Origin of the sequence: Gordonia sp. SMJS1, assembly GCF_029866425.1 — a bacterium.
Lineage (GTDB): Bacteria > Actinomycetota > Actinomycetes > Mycobacteriales > Mycobacteriaceae > Gordonia > Gordonia hongkongensis.
This window is the reverse complement of the sequence record NZ_CP123382.1, coordinates 100790-123270: the sequence shown is the minus strand read 5'-3', so window position 1 is coordinate 123270 and position 22481 is coordinate 100790. Positions and strand designations below refer to the sequence as shown.

The 22481-nt window shown below is 61.5% G+C and carries 22 protein-coding genes and 2 pseudogenes; 13 read left to right on the top strand and 11 right to left on the bottom strand.

Annotated elements, in window-relative coordinates; translation table 11 throughout:
- Window positions 1-249 precede the first annotated feature (249 nt).
- The 5 genes and pseudogenes from QAD21_RS24370 to QAD21_RS24350 form a co-directional block, all read right to left on the bottom strand.
- Window positions 250-759, bottom strand: a complete 510-nt coding sequence (locus QAD21_RS24370; protein WP_280361944.1) for an RES family NAD+ phosphorylase — start codon at window positions 757-759, stop codon at window positions 250-252.
- A 3-nt stretch (window positions 760-762) separates the two neighbouring features.
- Complete coding sequence (locus tag QAD21_RS24365) at window positions 763-1101, bottom strand: antitoxin Xre/MbcA/ParS toxin-binding domain-containing protein (RefSeq protein WP_280361942.1); 339 nt, start codon at window positions 1099-1101, stop codon at window positions 763-765.
- A gap of 31 nt (window positions 1102-1132) precedes the next feature.
- Window positions 1133-2296 carry a hypothetical protein gene (locus QAD21_RS24360; RefSeq protein ID WP_280361940.1) on the bottom strand — a complete coding sequence of 388 codons (1164 nt, stop codon included), beginning with the start codon at window positions 2294-2296 and terminating at the stop codon, window positions 1133-1135.
- A gap of 938 nt (window positions 2297-3234) precedes the next feature.
- A pseudogene (locus tag QAD21_RS24355) lies at window positions 3235-3450 on the bottom strand (GIY-YIG nuclease family protein); the annotation flags it as partial.
- Window positions 3451-3784: 334 nt separating this feature from the next.
- Window positions 3785-4087 (bottom strand): hypothetical protein, encoded by a 303-nt coding sequence (locus QAD21_RS24350; RefSeq protein WP_280361938.1) that lies wholly within the window; start codon window positions 4085-4087, stop codon window positions 3785-3787.
- A 748-nt stretch (window positions 4088-4835) separates the two neighbouring features.
- Between QAD21_RS24350 and QAD21_RS24345 the strand changes: the two genes are divergently transcribed.
- From QAD21_RS24345 to QAD21_RS24330, 4 genes are all read left to right on the top strand, one after another.
- A complete protein-coding gene (locus QAD21_RS24345) occupies window positions 4836-5519 on the top strand; it encodes an SAVMC3_10250 family protein (protein WP_280361936.1) in 684 nt (227 codons plus the stop codon).
- 366 nt (window positions 5520-5885) lie between these two features.
- Window positions 5886-6368: a DUF6461 domain-containing protein gene (locus QAD21_RS24340; RefSeq protein ID WP_280361934.1), complete on the top strand. Its 483-nt coding sequence runs from the start codon at window positions 5886-5888 to the stop codon at window positions 6366-6368.
- A 129-nt stretch (window positions 6369-6497) separates the two neighbouring features.
- Window positions 6498-7757, top strand: a complete 1260-nt coding sequence (locus QAD21_RS24335; RefSeq protein ID WP_096905832.1) for an IS256 family transposase — start codon at window positions 6498-6500, stop codon at window positions 7755-7757.
- A gap of 13 nt (window positions 7758-7770) precedes the next feature.
- Window positions 7771-8577: a DUF6461 domain-containing protein gene (locus QAD21_RS24330; RefSeq protein WP_348534526.1), complete on the top strand. Its 807-nt coding sequence runs from the start codon at window positions 7771-7773 to the stop codon at window positions 8575-8577.
- A gap of 155 nt (window positions 8578-8732) precedes the next feature.
- Here the strand turns inward: QAD21_RS24330 and QAD21_RS24325 are convergent, their stop codons facing one another.
- Window positions 8733-9251: a hypothetical protein gene (locus QAD21_RS24325; RefSeq protein WP_205334304.1), complete on the bottom strand. Its 519-nt coding sequence runs from the start codon at window positions 9249-9251 to the stop codon at window positions 8733-8735.
- A gap of 120 nt (window positions 9252-9371) precedes the next feature.
- Here QAD21_RS24325 and QAD21_RS24320 point away from each other — a divergent pair, with 120 nt between their 5' ends.
- The 4 genes from QAD21_RS24320 to QAD21_RS24305 all read left to right on the top strand — a co-directional run bounded on the left by QAD21_RS24320 (window position 9372) and on the right by QAD21_RS24305 (window position 11840).
- The gene (locus tag QAD21_RS24320) at window positions 9372-9689 is read left to right on the top strand and encodes a DUF6461 domain-containing protein (protein WP_280361932.1); all 318 of its coding nucleotides are present in this window, start codon (window positions 9372-9374) and stop codon (window positions 9687-9689) included.
- A gap of 302 nt (window positions 9690-9991) precedes the next feature.
- Entirely contained in the window at window positions 9992-10306 is a 315-nt protein-coding gene (locus tag QAD21_RS24315; protein WP_280361930.1) for a hypothetical protein, read from the top strand.
- Between the two features lie 87 nt (window positions 10307-10393).
- Complete coding sequence (locus QAD21_RS24310; RefSeq protein ID WP_205334302.1) at window positions 10394-10852, top strand: hypothetical protein; 459 nt, start codon at window positions 10394-10396, stop codon at window positions 10850-10852.
- Window positions 10853-11249: 397 nt separating this feature from the next.
- Window positions 11250-11840, top strand: coding sequence for a hypothetical protein (locus QAD21_RS24305; RefSeq protein WP_280361928.1), 591 nt, complete (start codon window positions 11250-11252; stop codon window positions 11838-11840).
- A 181-nt stretch (window positions 11841-12021) separates the two neighbouring features.
- Here the strand turns inward: QAD21_RS24305 and QAD21_RS24300 are convergent, their stop codons facing one another.
- The 3 genes from QAD21_RS24300 to QAD21_RS24290 all read right to left on the bottom strand — a co-directional run bounded on the left by QAD21_RS24300 (window position 12022) and on the right by QAD21_RS24290 (window position 14561).
- The gene (locus QAD21_RS24300) at window positions 12022-13443 is read right to left on the bottom strand and encodes a hypothetical protein (protein ID WP_280361926.1); all 1422 of its coding nucleotides are present in this window, start codon (window positions 13441-13443) and stop codon (window positions 12022-12024) included.
- A 298-nt stretch (window positions 13444-13741) separates the two neighbouring features.
- On the bottom strand, window positions 13742-14206 hold the full coding sequence (locus QAD21_RS24295; RefSeq protein ID WP_280361924.1) for a hypothetical protein: 465 nt from the start codon (window positions 14204-14206) through the stop codon (window positions 13742-13744).
- Between the two features lie 46 nt (window positions 14207-14252).
- Window positions 14253-14561, bottom strand: a complete 309-nt coding sequence (locus QAD21_RS24290) for a hypothetical protein (protein ID WP_280361923.1) — start codon at window positions 14559-14561, stop codon at window positions 14253-14255.
- Between the two features lie 676 nt (window positions 14562-15237).
- On the opposite strand from QAD21_RS24290, the gene QAD21_RS24280 reads away from it, so the two are divergent.
- A complete protein-coding gene (locus tag QAD21_RS24280) occupies window positions 15238-15474 on the top strand; it encodes a helix-turn-helix transcriptional regulator (protein WP_280361921.1) in 237 nt (78 codons plus the stop codon).
- Between the two features lie 273 nt (window positions 15475-15747).
- Here QAD21_RS24280 and QAD21_RS24275 read toward each other — a convergent pair whose 3' ends face one another.
- Window positions 15748-16029, bottom strand: a complete 282-nt coding sequence (locus QAD21_RS24275) for a hypothetical protein (protein ID WP_280361920.1) — start codon at window positions 16027-16029, stop codon at window positions 15748-15750.
- Window positions 16030-16385: 356 nt separating this feature from the next.
- Between QAD21_RS24275 and QAD21_RS24270 the strand changes: the two genes are divergently transcribed.
- Entirely contained in the window at window positions 16386-16775 is a 390-nt protein-coding gene (locus QAD21_RS24270) for a hypothetical protein (protein WP_280361918.1), read from the top strand.
- 290 nt (window positions 16776-17065) lie between these two features.
- On the opposite strand, the pseudogene QAD21_RS24265 reads toward QAD21_RS24270, so the two are convergent.
- Window positions 17066-17673: pseudogene (locus QAD21_RS24265) on the bottom strand (class I SAM-dependent methyltransferase).
- Between the two features lie 1225 nt (window positions 17674-18898).
- Between QAD21_RS24265 and QAD21_RS24260 the strand changes: the two are divergent.
- The 3 genes from QAD21_RS24260 (at window position 18899) to QAD21_RS24250 (ending at window position 21809) form a co-directional block, all read left to right on the top strand.
- Window positions 18899-19390, top strand: a complete 492-nt coding sequence (locus QAD21_RS24260) for a hypothetical protein (RefSeq protein ID WP_280361916.1) — start codon at window positions 18899-18901, stop codon at window positions 19388-19390.
- Between the two features lie 855 nt (window positions 19391-20245).
- On the top strand, window positions 20246-20806 hold the full coding sequence (locus QAD21_RS24255; protein WP_280361914.1) for a hypothetical protein: 561 nt from the start codon (window positions 20246-20248) through the stop codon (window positions 20804-20806).
- 247 nt (window positions 20807-21053) lie between these two features.
- Window positions 21054-21809, top strand: coding sequence for a TIGR02391 family protein (locus QAD21_RS24250; RefSeq protein WP_280361912.1), 756 nt, complete (start codon window positions 21054-21056; stop codon window positions 21807-21809).
- The last annotated feature ends 672 nt before the right edge of the window (window positions 21810-22481 follow it).

The window sequence follows — 22481 nt, the reverse complement described above, 5'->3', positions numbered from 1 at the left end:
GTCGGCGCCCGCGCAGCTTTCAGCCATCGAATTCTGGGCGGAAGCTACCGAACCCGAGACACGAATGCTCTATGCGATCCTTCACGTGACGAATGACTATGTCAGAAGCCGACGAATCCGTCTCTCCTGCAGCCGATTTCAAATGCCGAATCTACCTTATGTCAGGTAGATAGAACCCTGAAGCTCAGACCAGGTTCGGAGCCTTTCGAGCCCGTGCTGGCGGTCTCTATGACTGAGCGGTCGGGGCATCTACGTGATCTCTTCTGGAGGTGCCGCTCGTTCAAGGGCGGCGTCGGCGCTCAGTTCGTTGATGAAGATGACCACGTTTGTGCCGTCAGATCGCGCACTCGGAACGATCAGGGCATCGAATCCCAGGAAAGCTGCGTGCTCGCCAATCCTTTGACATCCGCTGAAGTCGGCGCCGTCTAGGTCTTGTTGCGTCAGGCCTAGCGCATCGAAGTCGGCGGGTGTTATCCGCAGCGCCTTGGATGCGCTCGCGCGAAGTTCGTACACAAATCTCCGGGCCCGCGGGCGCAGGGGCTGTGAGTCGATGGCGTGCTGGCCCTCTGCGACGGCGGTATCCCTCTCGCTTGAGGTATAAATCGCGGCCAGGCCTGGCGGGTTCCAACGTGCTCCTCGTGTATTCGACAACTCGGGAGGATTGTCGTTGAACATGTGACGCCATAACGTCACATTGGTCAAGGATTCAGAGCCGAGTTGTTCGATTGCATCGAGAAGGCTGGGATCGTGGATCGTCATCGGTCAGACGTACGCACCATCACGAAGCTGGTCAATAAGAGCCAAAACGGCATCGATGTCACCCTCAGCAATCTTTTCGGCAGGGCGCACCCCGGACAACAGCTTGTGGGGGCTGTACAGCCACAACCTGGCGTCCTCCGGCTCGTAGAACTCGGCGAGTTGATTGATGAGCCATTCCAGCGCAAGCAACTGGTGGAGTTTGGCGGGTTGCGGGTCGACCCGCCCCTGCTGCCATCTCGATACCGTCTGGGGCGTCGTGGCAAGCAGCTCCGCAATCTCTCGAGACCGGACTCCGCCATGGCTTTTGATTGAGTCCAACCGCTGGGCGATGGCGCCCGTCATTGCTCCTCCTGTGTACTGATTGTTCCTGTAGTCATGCGGATCTCCGCACCCGTTTGCCGGCCGCGGGGGGGCTGAAACTGTGAGCCGGGTTGTCGGTCAGATCGGCCCCGAAGGTCCCACGCCAACTGTCCAGACGTCGGCGGGTCGTAGCGAGCGCAGGCTCCACTTCAGCAGCACGAACCGCCTTGTCGGATGCCGGTCTGAGAAATCCCTCGAGGTACGAGCCTGCGCGGAGTGTGTCCGGGGTGTTCGACAAAGACGCGACCTCTTGCGCACGCTGTGTAACAAAGTGCTCCCGATACCTGCCTGGGGTGTCCTTCCAGCCGCGTCGACAGCAGGAGGTGTCAAGACATGAGTGGGCCGCTTTCATGCCTGGCCGATTGAGCAGCGTTTGGGCTTTGCTTAGCTCGAGGAACGCGCCAATCTGGTGCAAGTAGATGCGCGACTCACCGCCACCGCCACCGGATTTTTTTGGCAGCCGCAGCCATCTGGACAAATCTGTGCCCTCGTTGACCGTCACGCCGGATTCGATGCCCCCGAGGGCGCCAAACGCCATCAGGCCTACGCCGATAGCGCCCGTGTGCTCACCCACCAGAGGGCGACCAAGCTCGTGCATGTGGCGGCATGCGGCAAGATAGCGCTTCAAGGCAACTGGCCCTGATGTCGATGTGCCGAAAGGATGAATTCGGAGCCACACCGCATCAATGGGTAAGCGGCGAAGATGCTCCATGATCTTTTCCCGCCAGTCAGTGTCATAGAAGTCGTTACTTTTTGCGATGAGCGGATAGTAAATCGGGACGCTCGCGAGACCGTTGGCATCCAATGCGACCCGTAACTCGGCAGTGAGATCTGCGTCGATATCGAGCCATGGATCGTCTGCGGATACAAGGAAATGAGTCGGAGCTAGTACCGCCGAATGGTCCGCGACCCCGACCATGTCGACCAGTTGCGCACATAGATCAGCGCCAGCCTGACCGTAGAGCGTCTCGGGCAGGTGCGGCGCATTAAAAGCCCAGGGCAGCTCGTGAACACCGCCCCTAAGCATCCCTCCTGGCGTCGAAAGGTCGAGCGAACGAGGATCCAGCACGGTCTCTACACCGCGTTGCCTCGCCTCAACCCACAGTTCTTTATGCCGCTCGTAATACGCAGGATCGGCGATCAAACCGCTCCCCGTGTGTTGTCCTTCGACCAGCATTTGAGCTAGGAAAGTGTGGTCGTTTCGGCCGACTCGCAGGTACGACCCCAGCGGGTCGCTTACCGGTCTAAGCGTTCGAATCATCGCACCCTCCTCGTAGGGATGAACACATGGTAGCACAAAGTGATGAACACACACCTGAACACATAGCCTGGTCGGCCGTTAGCTCAGGCCGGTTGTGGCGAGATGCCGCAGGTCTTCTAGCTTCGACGTTGAACTCCTGCGCTGGGGCGGGCGACGCCGCTGAGTGCACTGTTGCCCTCCCAAATCCGAGGAGGCACGCCCATGGCGTGCGCGTCTCAGTGGAGCTGTGCCGCCTGCGGTGCGGGCGTCGAGCAGTGCCCCGTCGACATCGAGCACGTCGACCACTTCCTCAACATGCGTCGCTACCAGGCCCCGAAAGCTGTCGTCGGATCGAAGGGCGATCTCGGCGGCGGTCAGGTCGTCGAAGCTCAGCAGGATCGACGCCGCGTAGGTTGTCCGGACTGGTCAGCTGCGAGAACACTCACGGTGTACCCTCCCAAAATGTCCATCAAGCTGCTGTCTGATGCCGCGGCCAGGGCCTACGCGTCCGGCGCCACCATCTTCACGCCGCTGATACTTGACAATCGACCTTCGCGGCTAGCATCGCCGAGATCGAGACTCAGGGATGGCGTCTTGAGCACTGGGCAGTCGTAGACACGTCAAACATGGTCACTCCATCCGCACACGCCTACCCGGTATTTCGTCGGGCGTACCGGCGAGCTCGAGTTGTGGCTGAAGCAATCGATCGCGGCGATGATCTGAAGACACCGGCGTAAAGCAACCGTTCGAACTATCACACAAGATAGTGAGACTATCCTCACCTTCAGCTCCGTCGGAAAGCGCACAGCAGCCCGGCTCGCCGTCGGCCGCCCTGGCGAATGCTCTAGCATCTTCCGCGTGTTAAAGCAGGAGATAGCTTCCCCTATATAGGCCGACGGGGTGCCCGTTCCCTCGGTGTCGTCGCCGAGCAAGAAGTACACGCCCGTGCGTTGGGTCTCGTCTCGTCGGAGAAGTTCCGGGAGATCGGTACGAGCAGCAACGATCACGTGGCCAGTCCAGTTCATGATCTCAGCGGTCGTAAGGCCTCCGGCTGTTCCATCGACCAGAAATAGACGAACGGACTTCCCAATGGCGTTGAAGACGGGTCACGACACGATCGTATGCCCCGCCGACGTCCACTTGACCAGAGAAGACGCGTCTGCCGACCAGCCGTCGGCAGCGACACCGATATAGCTGAACTGTCGCGCTTATGTCGGTGAACATCTCGACCCGATCGACGTCGACGACGAGCTCCGGGCCGCAGTCACCGCCCGCAAAGACGCCGACCCTCAGCTCGACGCCGCGGTGGCCAAGGCCCGCCGACTGGGCCGGTCCTGGGCCAACATCGACGCGGCCACCGGCATGACCCGGCGATCGGCAAACGAACGCTGGAAGGACCGTGCGTGACCGCGATCATGGAAAAAGCTAGGTATGGATGAGTCCGAGCGAACCGCTGAGTTGTTGAAGCTCTCCGAAGTGTCTGCACAGTCCGGCATCGCGCTCGACGTGCTGCGACGAATGGTCGGCGACGACCTTTCGCCGCACGCACAGCGAATTCGCGCGGGGCACATCTACTTCCCCGTCGCCGCCGTAGCCACTTGGGCGCAGTGCGTGACGCTTCTCGAAGAGCAACGCGATCACCACCTGCGGCGCGCCCTCCGTCTGGTGGATCGCCTCGGCCGCGAGCTGGAGGCTGTGCGCAACGACATCAACGAAGCGCGCGAACATCCTCGGCAAGCCCTCGGTGTCGACCTACTCGCGCTCGGCGACTGGCGGCAGAGTCATCCCCTCTCGAGGGAGAAACCACCAGCGCCGCAATTCTTCAGCAGTTCGTCTTCGAGCGGGTCACCATCCAGAACTACACGACCGCGCACTTCGCGAGGCACGGAACGCAGCGTTCGCCCTGATCAACTAGCCGGCACACGATCCAAATGCAGGGTTACCAGTCGCCTACTGCGGGCGCCTCACCCTGCGAATATGAACTAATACCACGAAACTGATCATCTAGCGACTCGAACTGAGCGAAACTTGTCTGATCCGATCGCGAAGAAGAGGCACCGTATGAGTGCAACGCCCATTGAAGAGATAGACGCGGCCAGGCGGCGAGGGGAACTGAGCTGGGACGACTACGCCCGGCTGCTGAAAAACCATCCTGACGGAATCACGCTGGCTCGCCAGTACGGGCTAGTCGGAGGCCGTGATCGTGCAGGTCGACTTCGTGAGCTCGAAGACCTCGGCCGCCTCGGCGGCCGAACGTGACAGGCGTCTACTCAGTCCGATCGAGGAACCGATGAAGAGTCCTAGCATCGGCGGAGTAGATCTGAGTCACGCGGGGCTAAAGACTGCCTCACCGACAGCCCTGTGGCTCCTTCTCGTTTGGCTATGTCCGTCCGTTCGAACGATCTGCTGTGGTGCCGCCTGATCACTAAACACTTCTGCCAAATTCGACCACAGATTCGAACGTTAGGAGGCGTGGGTGGCTCAGTCAGGTCCTCGTGATTACATCTACGTGTCGCGTCAGAAAGTCGATCGCCTTGCACCCCAACTGTCTCAGAGTATTCTCAAGCAGATCAAATCGATCGATGTGAAGGTTATGAATGTCGGCGCAGGTGTGGGTTTGGCCGACGCACCAGGCCCGCACATCGTCGAACTCGCGGGTGCGCTCGATCAGGCAATTCGAGAGTCGTACAATGTGCGTAATGCCGCAGACGACGATCTCAAGCCAGGTCATTACATCGCCGGCACAGCTTCGCTGGGATACGGAGTTCAAGTAGCGCAGGGCAACATGGCAGCGGACGCGGCGGTATTTATTGGTCGGACGTTGTACCACGGACTGTGCCTGGTGGGCTCTGCATCTCACATGTTGGACCGCTCTGTGCCCACGACAGACGTAACTGCTTGCATGTCTGAACCCTCGGCTGCAGTCGCATTACTCAGTGCAGCAGGCGATTTTATCGATCGTGAGCGGATTGACTCATGGTTACACTTCCGCTACGGATTTCACTGCTTGCACAACGAATTCGCGATACACGAATTCCAACTCAGTTACTTGGCCAGGGTCCACCGTGTTGTCGATGTGTCGGATGGCCCAGGCAGCGATGAGTTGTCGACTTATGTAATCGGAACGCCGCTATGGGTATCGCTCGACGTACCCGACTAACGCCGAGCAGCCTACTGCGGCAGGAAGGACTAGCGGCATACGCCACTCACCGATGAACCTGCTCTCACGACGTATGTCACGCGTGCTTCAAAGTCAGTCTCCCCCAGACACTTTCAAGTGCCGATAATGTACCTTATGACGTTTCGGCAGCTCACGGCCCACGGTCCGTAAATGCCTCTCTTCTGACGGCCGGTGGGACCTCGAGCAGGAGTCGGTCACGCCCTGTTGTCCGAGTTCGAGGCTTCACCGTGCGCGTATATCCGCTCACCGTGGCCAGGCGACCCTAGAGCATCGCGCTGCCACAGAACGCCGACGACGACACCGATGGCGGTCGTCAACCACCACAACCAGGTGTAGACAGTATGCGTGGCGACCTACCGTGACTATGCGTGGATCAGAGAAGAAGCTTGGATTCAGAACGCATACTGCATCACTCTGATCAGCGCGATCGAACCCGATCAGGTTTTGACGAGCCTGCACGCTCGCCAGGACCGGCCTGTAGCAGTCGGTGCAGACGACGCCTTCTACGAAGGCGGGGACCTCGCGAAGGATCAGCAACTTTCCGTGACCGAGCACCAAGTCGTTGCTGTCGCAAACGCGGGGAACGGTTGGAGCCTCATGATCCAAGACAATGGTTATATCGGAACCACAGATTCGGCTATGGCGTCATTGACGGCTAACCACGAGGTCGTCTCACAGTCTCAGAATATCAACGGTGACAACTACTTTGTGTGGTGGCGTGACGGTGTGAGGCAGGTTCTCTTCAGCCCATCCAATCCGGTGTGGGAGTTAGTAGGAGAAGGGGCGGCATATCAAGGGTCTGCGGCCGGGGTGGCTCGTATCGAGTAGTGCCCCATAGAGTGGTGTAACTCGGTGGCCGAGATCGTCTGCGATTCCGTGTTGTGTACGGATGTAGAGCGGCCACCGTGTGATCCTTCGAGTCAACCTTCTACCGAATCCTCGAACGGAGTCATCACGATGACCGCACCCCATATTGTCGACCCTGCAGGCCTGCTTAGCCAAGCCCTGACCGACGCGTCACCGGATCTGATGCGCGAGCTGCTGCAGACCATGATCAACGCCCTGCTGTCCGCGGACGCCGACGCCGTGTGCGGCGCCGAGTGGAACGCCCGCTCGTCAGAGCGCACCAACTACCGCAACGGTTATCGCCACCGGCCCCTGGATACCCGGGTCGGCACCGTCGACGTCGCCATCCCCAAGCTCCGCTCGGGCTCCTACTTTCCCGAGTGGCTGCTCGAGCGTCGCAAGCGGGCCGAATCCGCGCTGATCACCGTCGTGGCGGACTGCTACCTGGCCGGGGTCTCCACCCGCCGGATGGACAAGCTGGTCAAAACTCTCGGCATCGACTCGCTGTCCAAGTCCCAGGTCTCCCGCATGGCCGAAGACCTCGATGAGCAGGTCGCGGCGTTCCGGCACCGGCGCCTGGACGAGGCCGGACCGTTCACGTTCGTCACCGCCGATGCGCTGACGATCAAGGTCCGGGAGAACAAGCAGGTCGTCAAAGCCTCGGTGCTGCTGGCCACCGGGGTCAACGGTGACGGCCACCGCGAGGTCCTGGGCATGCAAGTCGCCACCAGCGAGACGAAGGCCTCGTGGAACACCTTCTTCGCCGACCTGGTGGCCCGTGGCCTGGGCGGAGTCCGGCTGGTGACCTCCGATGCCCACGCCGGGCTGATCGAGGCGATCGCGGCGAACCTGCCCGGGGCCGCCTGGCAGCGCTGTCGCACCCACTACGCCGCAAACCTCATGGCCGCGTGCCCCAAGTCGATGTGGCCGGCCGTGAAGGCGATGCTGCATAGCGTCTACGACCAGCCCACCGCCGAGGCTGTCAATGCCCAGTTCGACCGGCTCTTGGACTACACCGAAGGCAGACTGCCCGAGGTTGCTGACCACCTCGGCGATGCCCGCGAGGACCTGCTGGCGTTTATCGCGTTCCCCGACGATGTGTGGCGGCAGATCTGGTCCAACAACCCCACCGAGCGGCTCAACCGGGAGATCCGACGCCGCACCGACGTGGTCGGGATCTTCCCGAACCGGGATGCCATCGTTCGCCTCATCGGCGCCGTCCTGGCCGAGCAGACCGACGAATGGGCCGAAGGCCGCCGCTACCTCGGTCTCGAAGTCCTCAGCCGCTGCCGACTCACCCTGACCACCGACCCCGCCACCAGCTCGCCGACGGAGGTGAGCACCGATGACCTGATGCAACTACCCGCCTGACCACCCACGAAGGATCACCATTCAGTTACACCACTTCCAGGGGCTTGACCCTCGTATCGTCGAGCTGATCAACGAAGTTGGTGGTATCGAGTTAAACGGTCCACCACCCGAAGGCCGCACGAACTCTCATCATGTGGAGGGCGCCTTCGCTCTGGCTGAACAGCTCACCGGTGTCGCAGTTACCCCTCGGCTACTCGTCAAGGCGAGCTTCACCGTTGCCGTCGTGCCGGTCAACGCAGCTACGGCGGGACACGGCCCCGCAACTGACGAGCCTTCCCGCGCCCAAGTTGACGAGGTACCCACCTGGGAGCAGGTCATGAAGTTGCACACCTCTTCGCATAAACTGCCGATTCACGGGACCTTGATCGAGTCTGACCACGATATTGACGCGACGAGGACCGTTGAATTCTGGCGTAAGCACAAGCGAGCCTGGCGGATAGCTGATGAGGCGGGTGTATGCCGCATCGTGGGACGACGCGGCGAGAACTGGTTCCGGGTTGATGGGGAGCTGACCGACGAGCCTGGCAGTAGGCACACAGAAGGCCTGCACCCTATGCTGCTGCTACAGATTCTCGATAATTGGACATTCGGTCGCCACACCGCCCCAACAGTGCCGTGGGAGAAAGGGACCCCGGTGACCGTCGCGAGCCGGCCAGCCTGGGAGTTTGCCGTCAAGGACGAGCATCGCAACCCCAGTAGGATCGCATTCGATGCCGCAACGGGCATAGCTGTCCGGTGGCAGCGAGACAGCACAACCTACGAATTGACCACCTTAGACGCCGACATTAAGTTACCCGACGACCTCTTTGAAGGGCCGTAGTCCTGAGTGGGTGAGCGCCCCGCTTGCGGGCCGTCAAACATGACTCGGCTCGAACGTCCGTCGCCTGATCTTCGGACACGGCAGCCAGATCGCGTGGGAAGGCCCGCGCTAGCAAGTCAGCAGCCGAGTCGCCGGACTGCGCACTGGCGGCTCGGCTACGTCCCGCTGTAGACCACGAACAGCTGTGTGTGCGACGGGGTGAAGTTCAGAACGACTGCCCGTTCAGCCTGGTTCAGAGATTGGTCGGGACTGCGGGCACCCTCGGAGCGGCTAATCCGCGCGCCACCACCGGCGGGGCAGGTCAAACCAACCTCGGTGAGATTTTGACCGGCCCACGGTGAGGGGATAGACGCGCACGGCAGATCCTCGAACTCGGACAACACGCCACTGACGTCGGCCGCCCGCAACGTCCGGAACTGATCGGCAGGCCCGTCGTACCGGATGGCGAACGCTGAGGAGCCGACTGAATCCACTGGCCACACCAAGCCCTGAGCGAACTCGAAACCGTCGGGGGCGTGCATACCCCGTCGTTCGATGCGCTCAGTAGCATCGTTTGCGTCGATGGTCTTGCGGTACGGCGGTTCCTGAAACCCGCATGCCGGGGCCAGCATCCCGGCACACAACGCCACCGCCAGGGCCACCACACCCGAACGAACTCGACCGAAGCGTGCCATCTCTCTCCCCTGATAGAAGTCGCGCGACGAGCACCCGAAGCCGCGGCGGGAACAACCACCCGACTCTATGCGCCGCACACGTGGCAGGGGCGAGACCACCGAGCGTGTCAGGATCGGCGCATGGCGTACACCTACCGCGACTTCGGATGGCTCGCGATCGACTACCCCTGGACGACCAACGCATTCAGCATGGCCTATATCAGCAACGCTGACCCTCGAGAAGTGATCGCGGCGCTGACCACTCGCTCGCTGCCGAACACGGCGGGCCTCGACGGTGTCAACGAAACCAGCTGGGACCACTTCCGGGTCATCGGAGCCGCACAGCTCGGCACCTGGACGATCACCGTGGCGCCGACCAGCCTGGCGGTCGGCAGCGACACCGATATGGCTGAACTGTCGCGCGGCCGCGAGATCGTGTCGCTGTCCCGAGATGTCTAGGCGCTCAGCGTGTTCACGATCTGGCGAGACGGCACCCAGGTCACCAGCTTCGACCCGCTGCGTTCGGCGTACCAGCGACCCGAACGCCGGCGACTGGCCCGCGCTCATGCAGACCGCCGGCCTTGAGCCCCATCCCTACGAAGACGGCACCGGCGACGACGGGCTGCACCACATCATTGATGGGCTCTGGCGATGGCCGCCAACCACACGAGTCTCGCAATCACCCCGGGCTTCCTGCGCGACGCCGAATTCACCTGCGGCGAAGCGTAAGAACGCTGGAAGGCGCGAGTGCCGCCGCGCGCGTGCGAACCCGCTCACTGGAGGCCTGGCAACCACAGCCCGGTAGCTATTCCGCCACCGCCTACACGTTCATCCCGGAGTACCTGCCCATCGCCGAACGCGACGCCACCATGCTCGTCGTCGACCTGCGTACCAGCAATCGCCGCGGGCTCATCCGCGAGTTCGACAAAGTCGACAACGACGACGAGACACCCACCTGGGACGACCTCACCACGTTGCTCGACGAACTCATCGACGCCCTGACCCAACGCACTACTTTCCTGGGTTGGCAGCCCGCCACCCAGGATGGGCGCTTAATCTGGAACCTCGCCCGCTAACCGTTCAGGAGCCCCGGGATGGATGAAACGACCGATCGACAGTCTCGTCACGACCCACCTGTCGGCCACTTCGGCTGGTGGAAAGGCGTGGCAGCAGTACTGATCGTCGTCATTGGTGCTGCCGCGGGCCTGGCCGGGCTGAGGTGGGCGCTGTTCGAGTGGATCGACAGGGGGATGACCCCGCACACCTACGAGTCGGCCGATGACGCCAAGGGTCTAGCTGAGGGGATCGGGCTCGTCCTCGTCGACGGCGACGACGTCGTCTACGGCGAGGTGTTCAGCGCGTTCCCCGACTCCAGCGCATACCTGGTCATCGTCACACCGTCCGCTGATCGGCTGGCCCAAATCCTTGACCGATCGAAGTTCCCCCCGCCGACACCGATCGCTCCGGAGGACCTCAGCGTGAGAAGCAGCACCCGGCATGGACCGGCACCCAGCCCCACGCTCGTGAAATCCCAACGGTGGCAGTCCACCAACTACCTCACGGCGACATGGGACCCAGCACGCGACCCCCGAACGCTCTACATCAGCGCCACCCAAACCTGATCCGCCGCCACCGACGGCGCGTGAAAGCTGGAATTACCTTATGTCACATAACCATGATAGGTGTTCTCCCCCAGCTGTTTTCGAATGCCGATAACAGATATTATGTCAAGTAAAGTACTGCATATTCCATCAGATGCATCAGGCCGGCCACACCTACTGGCGTCAGGGAACGGTCGTGAATACCGCTGTCGAACAGCAGCAATCGAAGATCCGGAATCGGCGACGACGCGAGGCTCATGCTTGATGGCCTAGTGCAATTACTTTCGGTTACAACTCGATGACCTGCGGGTTGGCGTCGAGGATGCATCGGATGAATCATTGATGCATCAGATGAGACGCGCAAGACACGTTTCGCGTTGCCCGTCGCGCGCACCGGTGACCTGGGAGACTCGGTCACGTGGACGAGATTAGCGATGTTGGTGAGAAAGCGGCGGTCATCCTTCGGACTGCGGGAGTCGAACTCGCTCCTGGCCTCACTGACGCCGAGTTCGACGCAGTCACAGAGCAGCATGGGTTCAGGTTCAGCCCCGACCACCGAAGTCTGCTTGCGACCGCTTTGCCCGTCGGAGACCGTTGGCCCGACTGGCGCAATGGCGATGAAGCGCATCTGCGTCAGATGCTCGACTGGCCGGCCCGCGGGATGGTCTTCGACGCACTTCGCCAGGACCCGCCATTCTGGGGCGCTTCATGGGGCCATCGGCCGGTAGCAGAAAGTGACGTCGAGGCGGTTACGCGGCGTGAGTTGGCAAAGTGGCCACAGCTCATACCGATCTACGGCCACCGGATGACGCCTGCAGCTCCCTCGCCGTCTGGCTCGCCGGTGTTCTCTGTCTGGCAGACCGATGTCATCTTCTACGGGGCCAATCTCCTCGAGTATCTCGCGAACGAGATGGCTAGGGACGGAAATCTTCGCCTCTCCCCCAGAAGCGTCGACGTTCCTTACTGGACCAAGTTCGTCGAGGCAGCTAACAGCGCCGACGTGATTTGATCCTTCCGAGATGGAAGGACGACCGCGAGTGGGTTCTCCCGGCCGCCCACCTCGCCTGAGGTTGTTAGCGCCCTCTTCGGCCTCGATCTCGACGGCGTTCTGCCTAGGAACACGAAGTGACCGAATATGCAGTGTTACCAGTAAACTCTGCGATCCCGTGACACGCGATCGGGTGCACTCATCAGTAGAAGTCCCTACCGTCAATCATGACCTCAACAAGTGGCAGTCGCCGGTGTTCACTTACCCAGTCCTCGTCCGGTACGGCCCCAAAGAGACCATCCACAAGCGTAGAGACCGGCCAGGAGTCCGACGGGAGTTCATTCATCATCGCCGTCAAGGACGAACGCGTGCGGGATGGCACTTGTCCGTCCTCGATTGCTGCACGGCACGCGCGGTGGCCTTTGACGTCGTGTAGCACCCACGTCAGTCGCCCCGGTGGGAGGATTACTGCGACCAGGGATAAGTCGTCTACTTCGAGATCCCGGGCTGGATAAAGCTCGGCGTCGATCAGTCGCTCGAGACAGTCTCGCCAACGGATGAATCTAGTGGCCCAATCGTTATCTATCTGATCCTGATATGCAGCTTTAACTTTCGCAGTGTAGAGGTTCCGTCGAATGAGCTCATCTTCGCCGAACATCATAAGCGCCGTTCGTGGGAACTTGTGCTTCTTGGCCAGAACGAGATCGCCGACGTATCTTTGCAGGCCGTCGACTGAATCGAGAGCGGCATGAGCTTGATCAACGGAGGGTCGATAGCCTGCGTGGATCGTCATGTGTCGAATGCGCGCTACGTCATGCTGCCACGCCTTCAGTTCAGGTTGAACTGCGATGTCCCACTGGCCTTTCAAATAGGGTTGCGTGTGCTTAAGGGCCCGCTTGAGGGCAGTTGTGACCTGCCCTTGGTCGAAAAAGATGCTCACGCAATCTTCAGGGCGACGACCGCTCTCCCACAGCAGGTGACGTAGGAGATCGTCTAGCAAAATTTCGCACCCGGTGGCGCTCGCCAGAACGCTAGCGCGGCAGTCGCCGCGAAAAGTTAACGCAGCCCGAGCTTCTGCCTGAGAGGCGAGGACACCACCAAGGAACCCTTCATCGCGTTCCGCGAATGCGATGACCCGAGCCACCTCGTCGGTGGTGAACTCCGATCGGTTCGCGAGGCTGTACATATTTGCGGGTATTAAGTATGGGATGACACTTCCGTCTGTAGTGAACTCAGGAGTGGCGGTGGCCGTCGTGACAGTGGCCGTCGCGAGCGGGATGGTCACCGGCAAAGTTTGCAATGTAAGCGGCCGCACGGCACGGCCACTTACGTAACTACACGCTCGCTGCAACCGCTGGACGTGCTCGATCGCCCGCTCCAGCATCATTCTCGGGATCTCGACAGCGCCAGGTGTGTCAACTTGGTACTGCACACAGCTCGCCTCAACCACGGTCCAGGGGGCCAGAGGAGGCCGCCCGCCAGCAGCAGTCGTAGATGCGCTCTGAAGGTGTTCGTGGGGCGCGTTCCGGGCGCCGAGTTCTTCCGTAGCCGCTGCTTCAATATCGAAGTAGTTCGGAAACGCCAGACGTGCGGCAGTGAAGGCCTGGTTGGCGCGCTCGATCACAGACTGCGGTACTGCCTCGATCTGCCAAATCTTCAGCGAAATTACCGCCTCGATAGGTCTGATTGCATCTGGAAAGTCTGCGCGTCTCCAGCCAGGGTCGCGTGCTGGTCGGGGATCCCAAAACATGTGAACTGAGCCTTGGGGCAGATCCAAAGGGTCTTCCAGAGGAAGAAACCAAACCCACGCCGGGAACGATGTCTGAGTGACCACAGGTTAAGTAAACTGGATAGAGGGTTGGTTCGGACTTGCATCGCCGCTGGTTTGGCTGCGACTTCGCCGCTACTCGACCGACCGTCAACTACCGGTTTTCGGATGCGGCTTCAGACTGGTCGCCCTCGGGGTCGACGGGTGACAGCAACCTGGACCAGTCCAAGCTCATGACGCCGGCACCGGGGTCCTCCTTCAGAGGCACGGGCAGGAGCACGGGGACCCCGTAGTAGTCCTGAATCGACGATGAGGACCACCCTGGGCGCGAGGTGAGGATTTTCACTCGCCTCCCAGCTGCGGAGCGACCTTTCTCAGTGGCGCCGCTCTCAGTGGCGCCGCTCTCAGTAGCGCCACCTGCTGGCTCCGTGGGGTCTTCGAGTTCTTGCCGCCTCCGTTTTGCGAGATCGCCGATCGTGGAATTTGCGATGTCTTCGATACTCTTGTCGACGGTGCGTCCCAAGCGTTCAGCAGCGCGCACCGATCGTTTTGCGGCAGCCTTCGTCACTCTCGCCCAGTCGTCTGGCGAAAGTTCCTGGATCTGGGTGCGCAGACTCATGCTGACCAGGGTAGACCGCGATCTGCAGTTCGCAACCCGCATAGCATCACTCCGTCAGCGCGTCGAGGAACTGTGTTCCTAGGGCTGTCACGGCGAGTGTGAGCGTCTCGTCTGCGAGTTTCGTGGCTTCCTTGTCCAGCTCCTCGATCAGTTCGTTAACAAGCTCGGGAGCTAGTCCAGGGTCCGCGCTTGACGTGAACGATGTATCCGCTAGCCATGTGAGGCGTTCCCAGCACCGAGCGATCCTGCGGTCACGCTCCTGGGCGGCAAGCTGTCGCTCATGCTGCTGCCTCGTCCGCCGAACGCTGAAGAGCGCTACTCCACCTGCAACGATCGCGGCGAGGAGTGTAGCCATCCCACCGAAACCGGCTGAAGTAAAGAAAGACCAGACCGTGTGAGTGAGCTCGGTGTGGTTGACGGGTGGCGCAACAGAAGTGGATGGCCCGCTGGCAGCTGAGATCACGGGAACCAAATCTATCCTCTGGGTTTCCTCAGTCTAGGTCGGTTCAGAACACTGGCCCCGATCGGCCGCAGTCCAGTCCCTGGTCGGCACCATCGAGTACCGAGAGATCAGCAGCGCCGTGTGCGGCACTCCTCGTGGAAGGACTTCCGCACCGACAAAACCCGATGAAGTGATCTGGCCCGAACTCGATGATCAGTCCTCACTTCGGCGACCTTGACTACCCGCGCGGCAACGCAGCCACGACGGATTCTGCGGCAACCGACCTCTGGGAGGGCGGCAGCGCAGCGGAGACGCTGTTCATAACTAAGGGCAGACGGTCGACCTGTCCCCCGGTCTGATCGGCGTAGGCCTGAGCTTCGTCGAATTCTTCGACGGTGTAGGAGCGGATGCCGACGGACGGCCGGGTGGTCGCACGATGAGTGTCAGGTCGGGCAGTTCTACGCGTTCGCGTTTGGGCGCGACGCGGTTGGTGGGGCCTGCCCCCGTCGTTGTTCTCGGCCATTGCACCAGATGAGACGCCCCGGCGTTCTGTAAGAGGGTGGCCGCGACAACCCGGTCCGGAGCCCTCATGGCCGTCGACGTCGACGAACCCGCATTGCTACGCGCACTCGGAGAAGCGATCACAGTCCGGCGTGAGGAACTCGGACTCAGTCAACGCGCCCTGGGCGTGGAAGCCGGCGTCGAGCGGAACATGCTGCGCGGGGTGGAAGACGGATCGCGCCGCGCGACGATCATCACCTTGGCACGTATCGCCGAAGCACTGAAAATGCCGGTCTCGCAGCTACTTCACCAGATCGGGCACTGACTGTCCGCGATCATGCGGCCGCGAGACGAGGTACGCGCGCGCGTCGCCGAAGCCAGGACGGAGGGAAGAGGGCTGCACATTCGGGGGAGCTCGCCACTCTCCCCTCCAATCCTGTGAGAACGGTCTTCGGTTGGGTGTGGCAACTCAGAAGAACGCATCGTCACAATAGCAAATCGAGTCTTTGCTGTCGACAACCTTGTCGGATGGCGCCAACTCCAGGGCGATGGCGTTACACAGGAAGGACCACACTGTGGCCTCCTTCGTGATCGATGGTCATCGGTGGTCAGATGTCGTTGGTGTCAGGGCGATCGCGAAGGTTCGTGTGCGACGCGCTCGCAACCAGCTCTGGTCCTTGTTCCAGAGCGTGAGGACTTTGCGGGCCAGCTCGACGTTGTCGGGCTGATCGTCGATCGAGCTGGCGAGTCCGTCGTAGAACGTCTCGTGGTCGAGGTTGTGGGTGAGACGAACTCGGCGTCGCCGGGCTCGGGCGTCGGCGCGCAAGAGAGCCGCGAACTCACGGGGCGTCAGGACCGTGTGCGGCGTCGGTAACTTCATGTCGAAGGGGTCCTCTCGAAAGCAATTCGGGGGTGTTGCCTGTCTGCATAACATGTCGCACCGACGTCGTAGCGTGCAGCGATCCTCTGATCGTCGTTCTCCGGCGAAGGGTCATCGTTGGAGTTGCGGGCGCTGGGCGAGGCTGTCGAGTTGGCGTTGTACCGATTCGGCGACCAGCGCCCGTACCGGTGGGATGCGGCGGGCGCCGGCCCGCCGATGCGGGTCGGGAACCCAGCAATGTACGTCGCGCCCGTCTTACGCGTCAGGCGCCCTCGAAACTGAAACACTTACACCGCAGCAACACAATTCGCCGGTCGCGGCGACCCCATGTCCGGAATGCGGGGTAGATTGCGACTATGCCTACGCTGCCTTCAAACAGCCAGAATCTCCTAGTCCGAGTCACATCGAACTCGCAGGAATCCTGGGCGGAGCTGCTTCAGGAGATCGAAAGAGTCTCCGGTGACACCAACTTTGAAGTCATCGACGACCCCCAACTCGACGGCTTCTCCGCGGATGACCTCGAAGAGCTCCTGGTTGAGAGCGACAACACCTACGCCCTCGTCGTTGACGACGAGACCTTGACCAACGACGAACACCCGTTGCTCGCGATCTCCAGTTTCGGGGATTCGCTTCGGGTGCTCCCCGCACTCGCGTCGGCGGTAGCCGACAACCTCGCCATCGCCAACCTCTCACTCAGCGACTACCGCCAAGCGGCAGACGACGACGGAGTCCTGCGGACGATCTGACAATGTGATTCGGACGTGCGGAGGGCCCGCAGGTTGGGGTTATCCGTAGACGGGGAGCCGAAGAGCGCCGTCTGCACGATGGCGTCTGCGTCGCTCGCGTCGACGGTGTCAGCAGAGTTCGTGCGGGCTGCGGCGGCGAGCCTTCTGCCCCGTACGTCAGGGATCGGTGCCGCGCCGCGCACAACCGCGTTCACTCCTCGCGCGATCGTGTCGAGCGTGATCACGTGTGGATCGCCGGCGATCGCGTCGCTCGCGACTGGCTGATCTACACCAGAGAGCAGCGTGATGCATCACCACGGTTTTGGCTTACGCCAGACAATCGCGTAACGCCACATTGGCAGGAGCTGCCATCGAGACCCCGGCAGGATTTGCGCGGCAGCGGCCTGGATCTCGCGGTACGTGTACGGCGGCGGCCAGACTCTTGGTGCTGTGTGCTCCCACCAGCCGTAACGGCTGACAAGCAAGCGGTGTTGAACAGCGCCGGCCAGGTGCAGCATGTGCTCGCGCACCCGGGATGCGCGCGCCAATCCGACCACCACCAGCACACCGCCAGGGGTAGTGAGATCCGCGCACCGCTGGAGTGCCTGGGCCGGGTCGCCGAGATGGTGCAGCGTCGCCACCGAAGCGACTACGTCGAACGACTCAAGGGCAAAGGGCTGCTCATCACATCGCCGCAGACCCACTCGATTCTCGGCGCTTCGCGGCGGGCCTCGTCGAGCACTTGTGCATCGACGTCGATCGCGGTCACCGAGTCGACGACCCCAGCGAGGTCGGCCGCGAGCAGTCCGTTGCCGGTTCCGATGTCCAGACCGGTGTGCGCGTTCCGAGGCAGCGCGGAGAGGACCACGCGGTGGTAGTGCAGGTTGTGATTCCACCGACCGTCGCGCCGTCTTGTCATGTGAAAACCGTACGACGGTGGGTTGCTATGGGCCGGTCCTACGCCGGCACTCATGCAACAACGTCGCCGTGGTGCGAGGCTTTCGTGTTCGGCCAGCTCGGACACCTGACCTGCTGCTGTCTCCGCGCCGCCGCGGTCATGCCGTGACCGGTTGCGTTCTCCGGCGCCAGCGGAGACCTGAATTCGTACGAAACGGGATATCTTAGCGGCGTGACCAGATCAGCACGCACTACGCAGCTCGTGCTGGCTTCGTGTCTGATGCTGGGGGGTGTGTCAGCGTGCGCGGACCCAGAACCCTCTGTCGTTACGTCTACGGTGGTGGAGACCGTGATCGTCACAGCGACCCCAGACCGGGTTCCGAGCGGCGAATGTCAAGCCCCGGTCGTGGGCGACTTCAAGGTCGAATGGCAGCGACGGTTTGGCCCCGGGATTCCCGCACCCTGGACTGACGGGCCGCGGCCGGACGGATACTTCGAGGTGTATACCAGCAAGCAAGCGACAGTGGAGCTCTTCAATCCGTCTCCCCACCGGATCTACACCCGTGGGATCTACTACCTTGCTCGCTGGCCCAACCTAGGTCAGAGGGGGCGACACGACTTTTCGGATTACAACCCCGGGCGCGGTCTTCCGAGCAACCGTCCCGGGTACGTTCCAAAAGAGTCGAGTATGGTCACGCTCCCTCGGGATGCTGAGTATGTGGACAGCGGTGACAGCATCCGTTTCGACCGGACGTATTCAAATCTGCACTGGGACGGCATATTGAACTGGGACGGGGTAACCGTTCGGTCGTACGGCCCACCTGAAACGTGGATTCAGTCCGTTGACTGGTGGTTCGCCGACCCCGAAGTCCGAAAGCGGTGCGGCCAGCGGAAGTATCGGGGAGAGAGCGGCCAACCGCCTTTCGTTCCAGAAACGACGACCGGAAGTCCGCCGTAATGATGCGACGCCTCCCGGTTCGAACTGCCGACTAGCCGTCGACCGGTGAGCCAAAGAGTGCCGTTTGCACGGCATTTGCATCGTTCGCATCGACACATGAAGGTCCGTTATGCACCCTTCTTTGGATGGTAAATAGCGTATTTCGTAACAATATAACTGCCCGAATTATTAGTTTGCAACAACATCGTATTTTGACGCGGGTGTCATTCTTACGGACTAATCGATCGCTACATTTCCTGTTGTTCCTATACACTTGTCGGCATCGCCTGGCCGCGCAGAGGAGTCCGTTATGGCCCAAGATTTGTACGCGTCGTGGACCCACGGGACCGCTGCGGTGGCAGAGAGCCCCAAGACCGAGGCGCTCCCTCAGGGATTCGGGACGACCTTTACCCTCCCTTTGCCTAGATACCAGTCGGGCGACGTTTTCTGGTACTATTTTCATATTCCGATCCCGACCCCTGTGATTATAGGATCAGCCGGCCGCCCGAAACTACAAAGGGTCATCCTCCAGTTCAGGATGGTCGGCCACGGCACAATCACACAGATCCATCTTTACGATGGACCTACGTTGGTGTTCAAGACTCCAGCGACCTTGGACCTTTGGGAAGTTGACCGAACAGCGACACCCTACGTCGTCCAGGATTGGGGTGGTCGATCCATTAATAAAGAGATCCGTTACGGACTTGGTGTGACGTTGAAAGTTCGCGTCGTCGCCGACTATGACAATCGGCCGGGCAAGCTCTTTATCGCTGGGGCTGGTGGAGACTTCCTGACTCAGTAGGAGAAGGGCTGCATCCATTGTGGTGCGCAGCGATTCGTCACAACCTCACAAAGGGCAACCTCTCTTTCGGTGAGCACTTCGATCAGGCGGTGGACGGTGTCCTTCCCTCGGACCCAAATTCACCGAAATACAAGCTCTCGCAGACCCCACCGCGGTAGACAGTACCGTTGAGCCATGGGTGGTACATACCTGGTCGCAGGGGCGGGCCTTGCCGACTGCGCGACCGACAACACCTGCACCATGGACGGACTCCTCGCAGACACAGTCCGCTACGCGATTGGCGCTGGTGTGGTGTGCATCTGGCTAGTGATGTGGCCCATCGCCTTATGGTCCGTCGCCGCTGAACCCACAGGGAAGCTGCGCGGAGCGATCTGGGCTGTGATTGTTACAGCGCTACCGTTCCTCGGCGCGATTGCCTTCTGGACGCGGAAGCGTTGGATGCCAGATGAGGCTGGTATCCCCGTTCCGTAAAGGTCAATTGATCGAACTGAACGAGATTGGTCCCGGCGCGTCACGCACCGGGACCAATCTCGTGCGCACGCAAACCTTGGACTCGGTGTGCGGGCACTGAAGTCGCGCGAGCGCGGGCAAGGATGGTCCCGACCGTCCTCCCCGGCGCCCGGGCGCATCCTTGCCCACATTGCATTTGTCACACACGGTGTTACGGATCGCAAGTTCGCTCAAGTCGACACTTCACGTCGCCGAGATCTCTCGCGATGTTATGTCACAGTCGCTAGAAAGTTACTCTCCCCCAACGATTTACAATCGCCGGTAACGTATCCTATGTCAGGTAAACCTGACACCGAGGCAACCTGACGTCTGGTTTACCTGACATCACGGGTCTACCATATCTGCATGGGTTGGATGCATGAGAGCGACACGCACTTCCACGAGGCGGCGTTGGTGGCCGTGTTCGACGACGGGGCCGAGAGCCACGGGTCGACCATGATCGACGGGGTGGACTACGAGATCGTCGAGACCGGCCGGCACCCGGACGAGGATCGTCGACGGCCGTCGGCCGAGATTGTCGGCTGGCTGTTGTCCTGCGATTGCCGTCGCTGGGACAGCTCCGAGGTGTCGACCTGGACCGATCCGGTCCAGTGGGCGCGGGTGCCCTCGGCAACCCTCGAGGACCTAGCGCGGCATCGCGTGTTCGCCCCCGACACCGACGTCCACGCCGACGAGCGGCCCGAGATTGCGGCGGCCGCCCAAGCAGTTTGGCGGCGTGAGCATCTCGACCCGATCGACGTTGACGGCGAGATCCGGGCCGCCGCGGAGGCCCGCAGGGATGCCGACGCGCGGCTCGACGCCGCAGTGGCCAAGGCCCGCCGACTGGGGCGCTCGTGGGCCTACATCGGCGCGGCCGCTGGCATGACCCGGCAATCAGCAAACGAGCGGTGGAAAGACCGTATGTGAGCAAGTGGGGCGCAAACGCAGGCCGACAACCTCAGCGTCGTCCGAGTTGCGGTCGCAATGACCACGAAGGTGCTGCCCTAGCTTCCTTACCAGGTTGAGGTCCCGGTGCCAGACTGGCCGGCATCCTGAAACCAGACGGTGGACCGGAAATGCAACGCCCGAATATGCCGCGCTAGCAAGCGATGACGCCGACGCGACAGGGCAACGAGCGCCGGGCGGAGGGTGGTGTCCAGCTATCATCCCTGGTGTGAACCTTGATGGAGTCGACACCGATTGGGCTCGTGAACGACTCGAACAGTTTGTCGATCAGACTCGGCCCGTCAATCAGTCCAGCAGCTCAGGTCGCGTCTCTTACATCACCAATCAGTCTGCCCCTGCATGTGGTCGACCCCAAGCAATTGAGCTCGCCGAGGTTGTGAGACCCATACTCGACCGCCTCTATCCAGAGTGGCGGGTAGAGAGCCAGGCCAGCAAGAACGACGAATTCAAGCTCGAGCGTGACGCGGCCCGAAAGCTGCTTGCACGACTAGCGTCACACGACGAGGTCGCGGAGAGGCTAGGTCGGGGGGATGCATCACCAAGGATCACAGCAGGTTCAATGCACCACCTCATTTGGAAGGCCGCGGAGCCGCAATGGTCTCTAGGTCAGCGGCATGAGGCGGTACTCGCAGCCGCAAAAGCGGTTAACTCGCTGATCCAGGCAAAGGTGGGACGGCGCGACCTATCGGATCGCAAGCTCGTGCAGGAGGTTTTCAGCCCCAAGCAGCCAGAACCCGGTAAGCCACGGCTTCGGTTCCCCGAGATCATCCAAGACGAGACTCGGGAATCCATGCGCCAGGGTGCCATGGACTTCGGTGCTGGGTGCTTCAGCGCGATTCGAAACCCGCTTGGCCACCTGCCCAACGACGAACTCGATCTCGACGAACAGACCGCCCTCGAACAGCTCGCCGCGCTAAGCCTTCTGGCACGCTGGGTCGACCAGGCAGAGATCGAGCGAGCTTGAGCGGGCCTCGGCCCGAAGGAGCGAGCAGTGGAGCCGACCACCCCCTCCGAACGCCAGCTCATCGCTGAAACGTCACTCGCGTCCTCCACCACGACGACAGGGCCGCCCGGCTACCAGCCGAGCCAGTGCGCGAGAGCAGTAGCAATGAACCCCCCAGCTGCAGCTTTGCTTACGCCTTCGCTAAAGCTCTCGCGCTCCGCGCGAGGGGGTGTAGCTACCGGTTCGGCCACACCTGAGCGAGACGGAGTGATCGCCGGCCATGCCTGTGGCTGTTTTACGGCCGGTCTCCGCTGCGCTGGCACTGAGAGAGGGGCTTGGGTGGCCTGCGATCGTTTCGGGAGGTATTTCGCTTCCCAGGCCAGACGGGCGGCGGTCTTTTCTTCCTGTGTGCGGTTGTCGACCATCGGAGTAGACCGCCGCGGCAGAGTCGACTTGCTGCTCGCAACTGTTGCTGAGCTGGGAGTCTTTGCCGAAGTCGACCCGCTCTGTCGCGATGGTTTCGGGAGGTATTTCGCTTCCCAAGCCAGACGGGCGGCGGTCTTTTCTTCCTGTGTGCGGTTGTCGACCATCGGAGTAGACCGCCGCGGCAGAGTCGACTTGCTGCTCGCAACTGTTGCTGAGCTGGGAGTCTTTGCCGAAGTCGACCCGCTCTGTCGCGATGGTTTCGGGAGG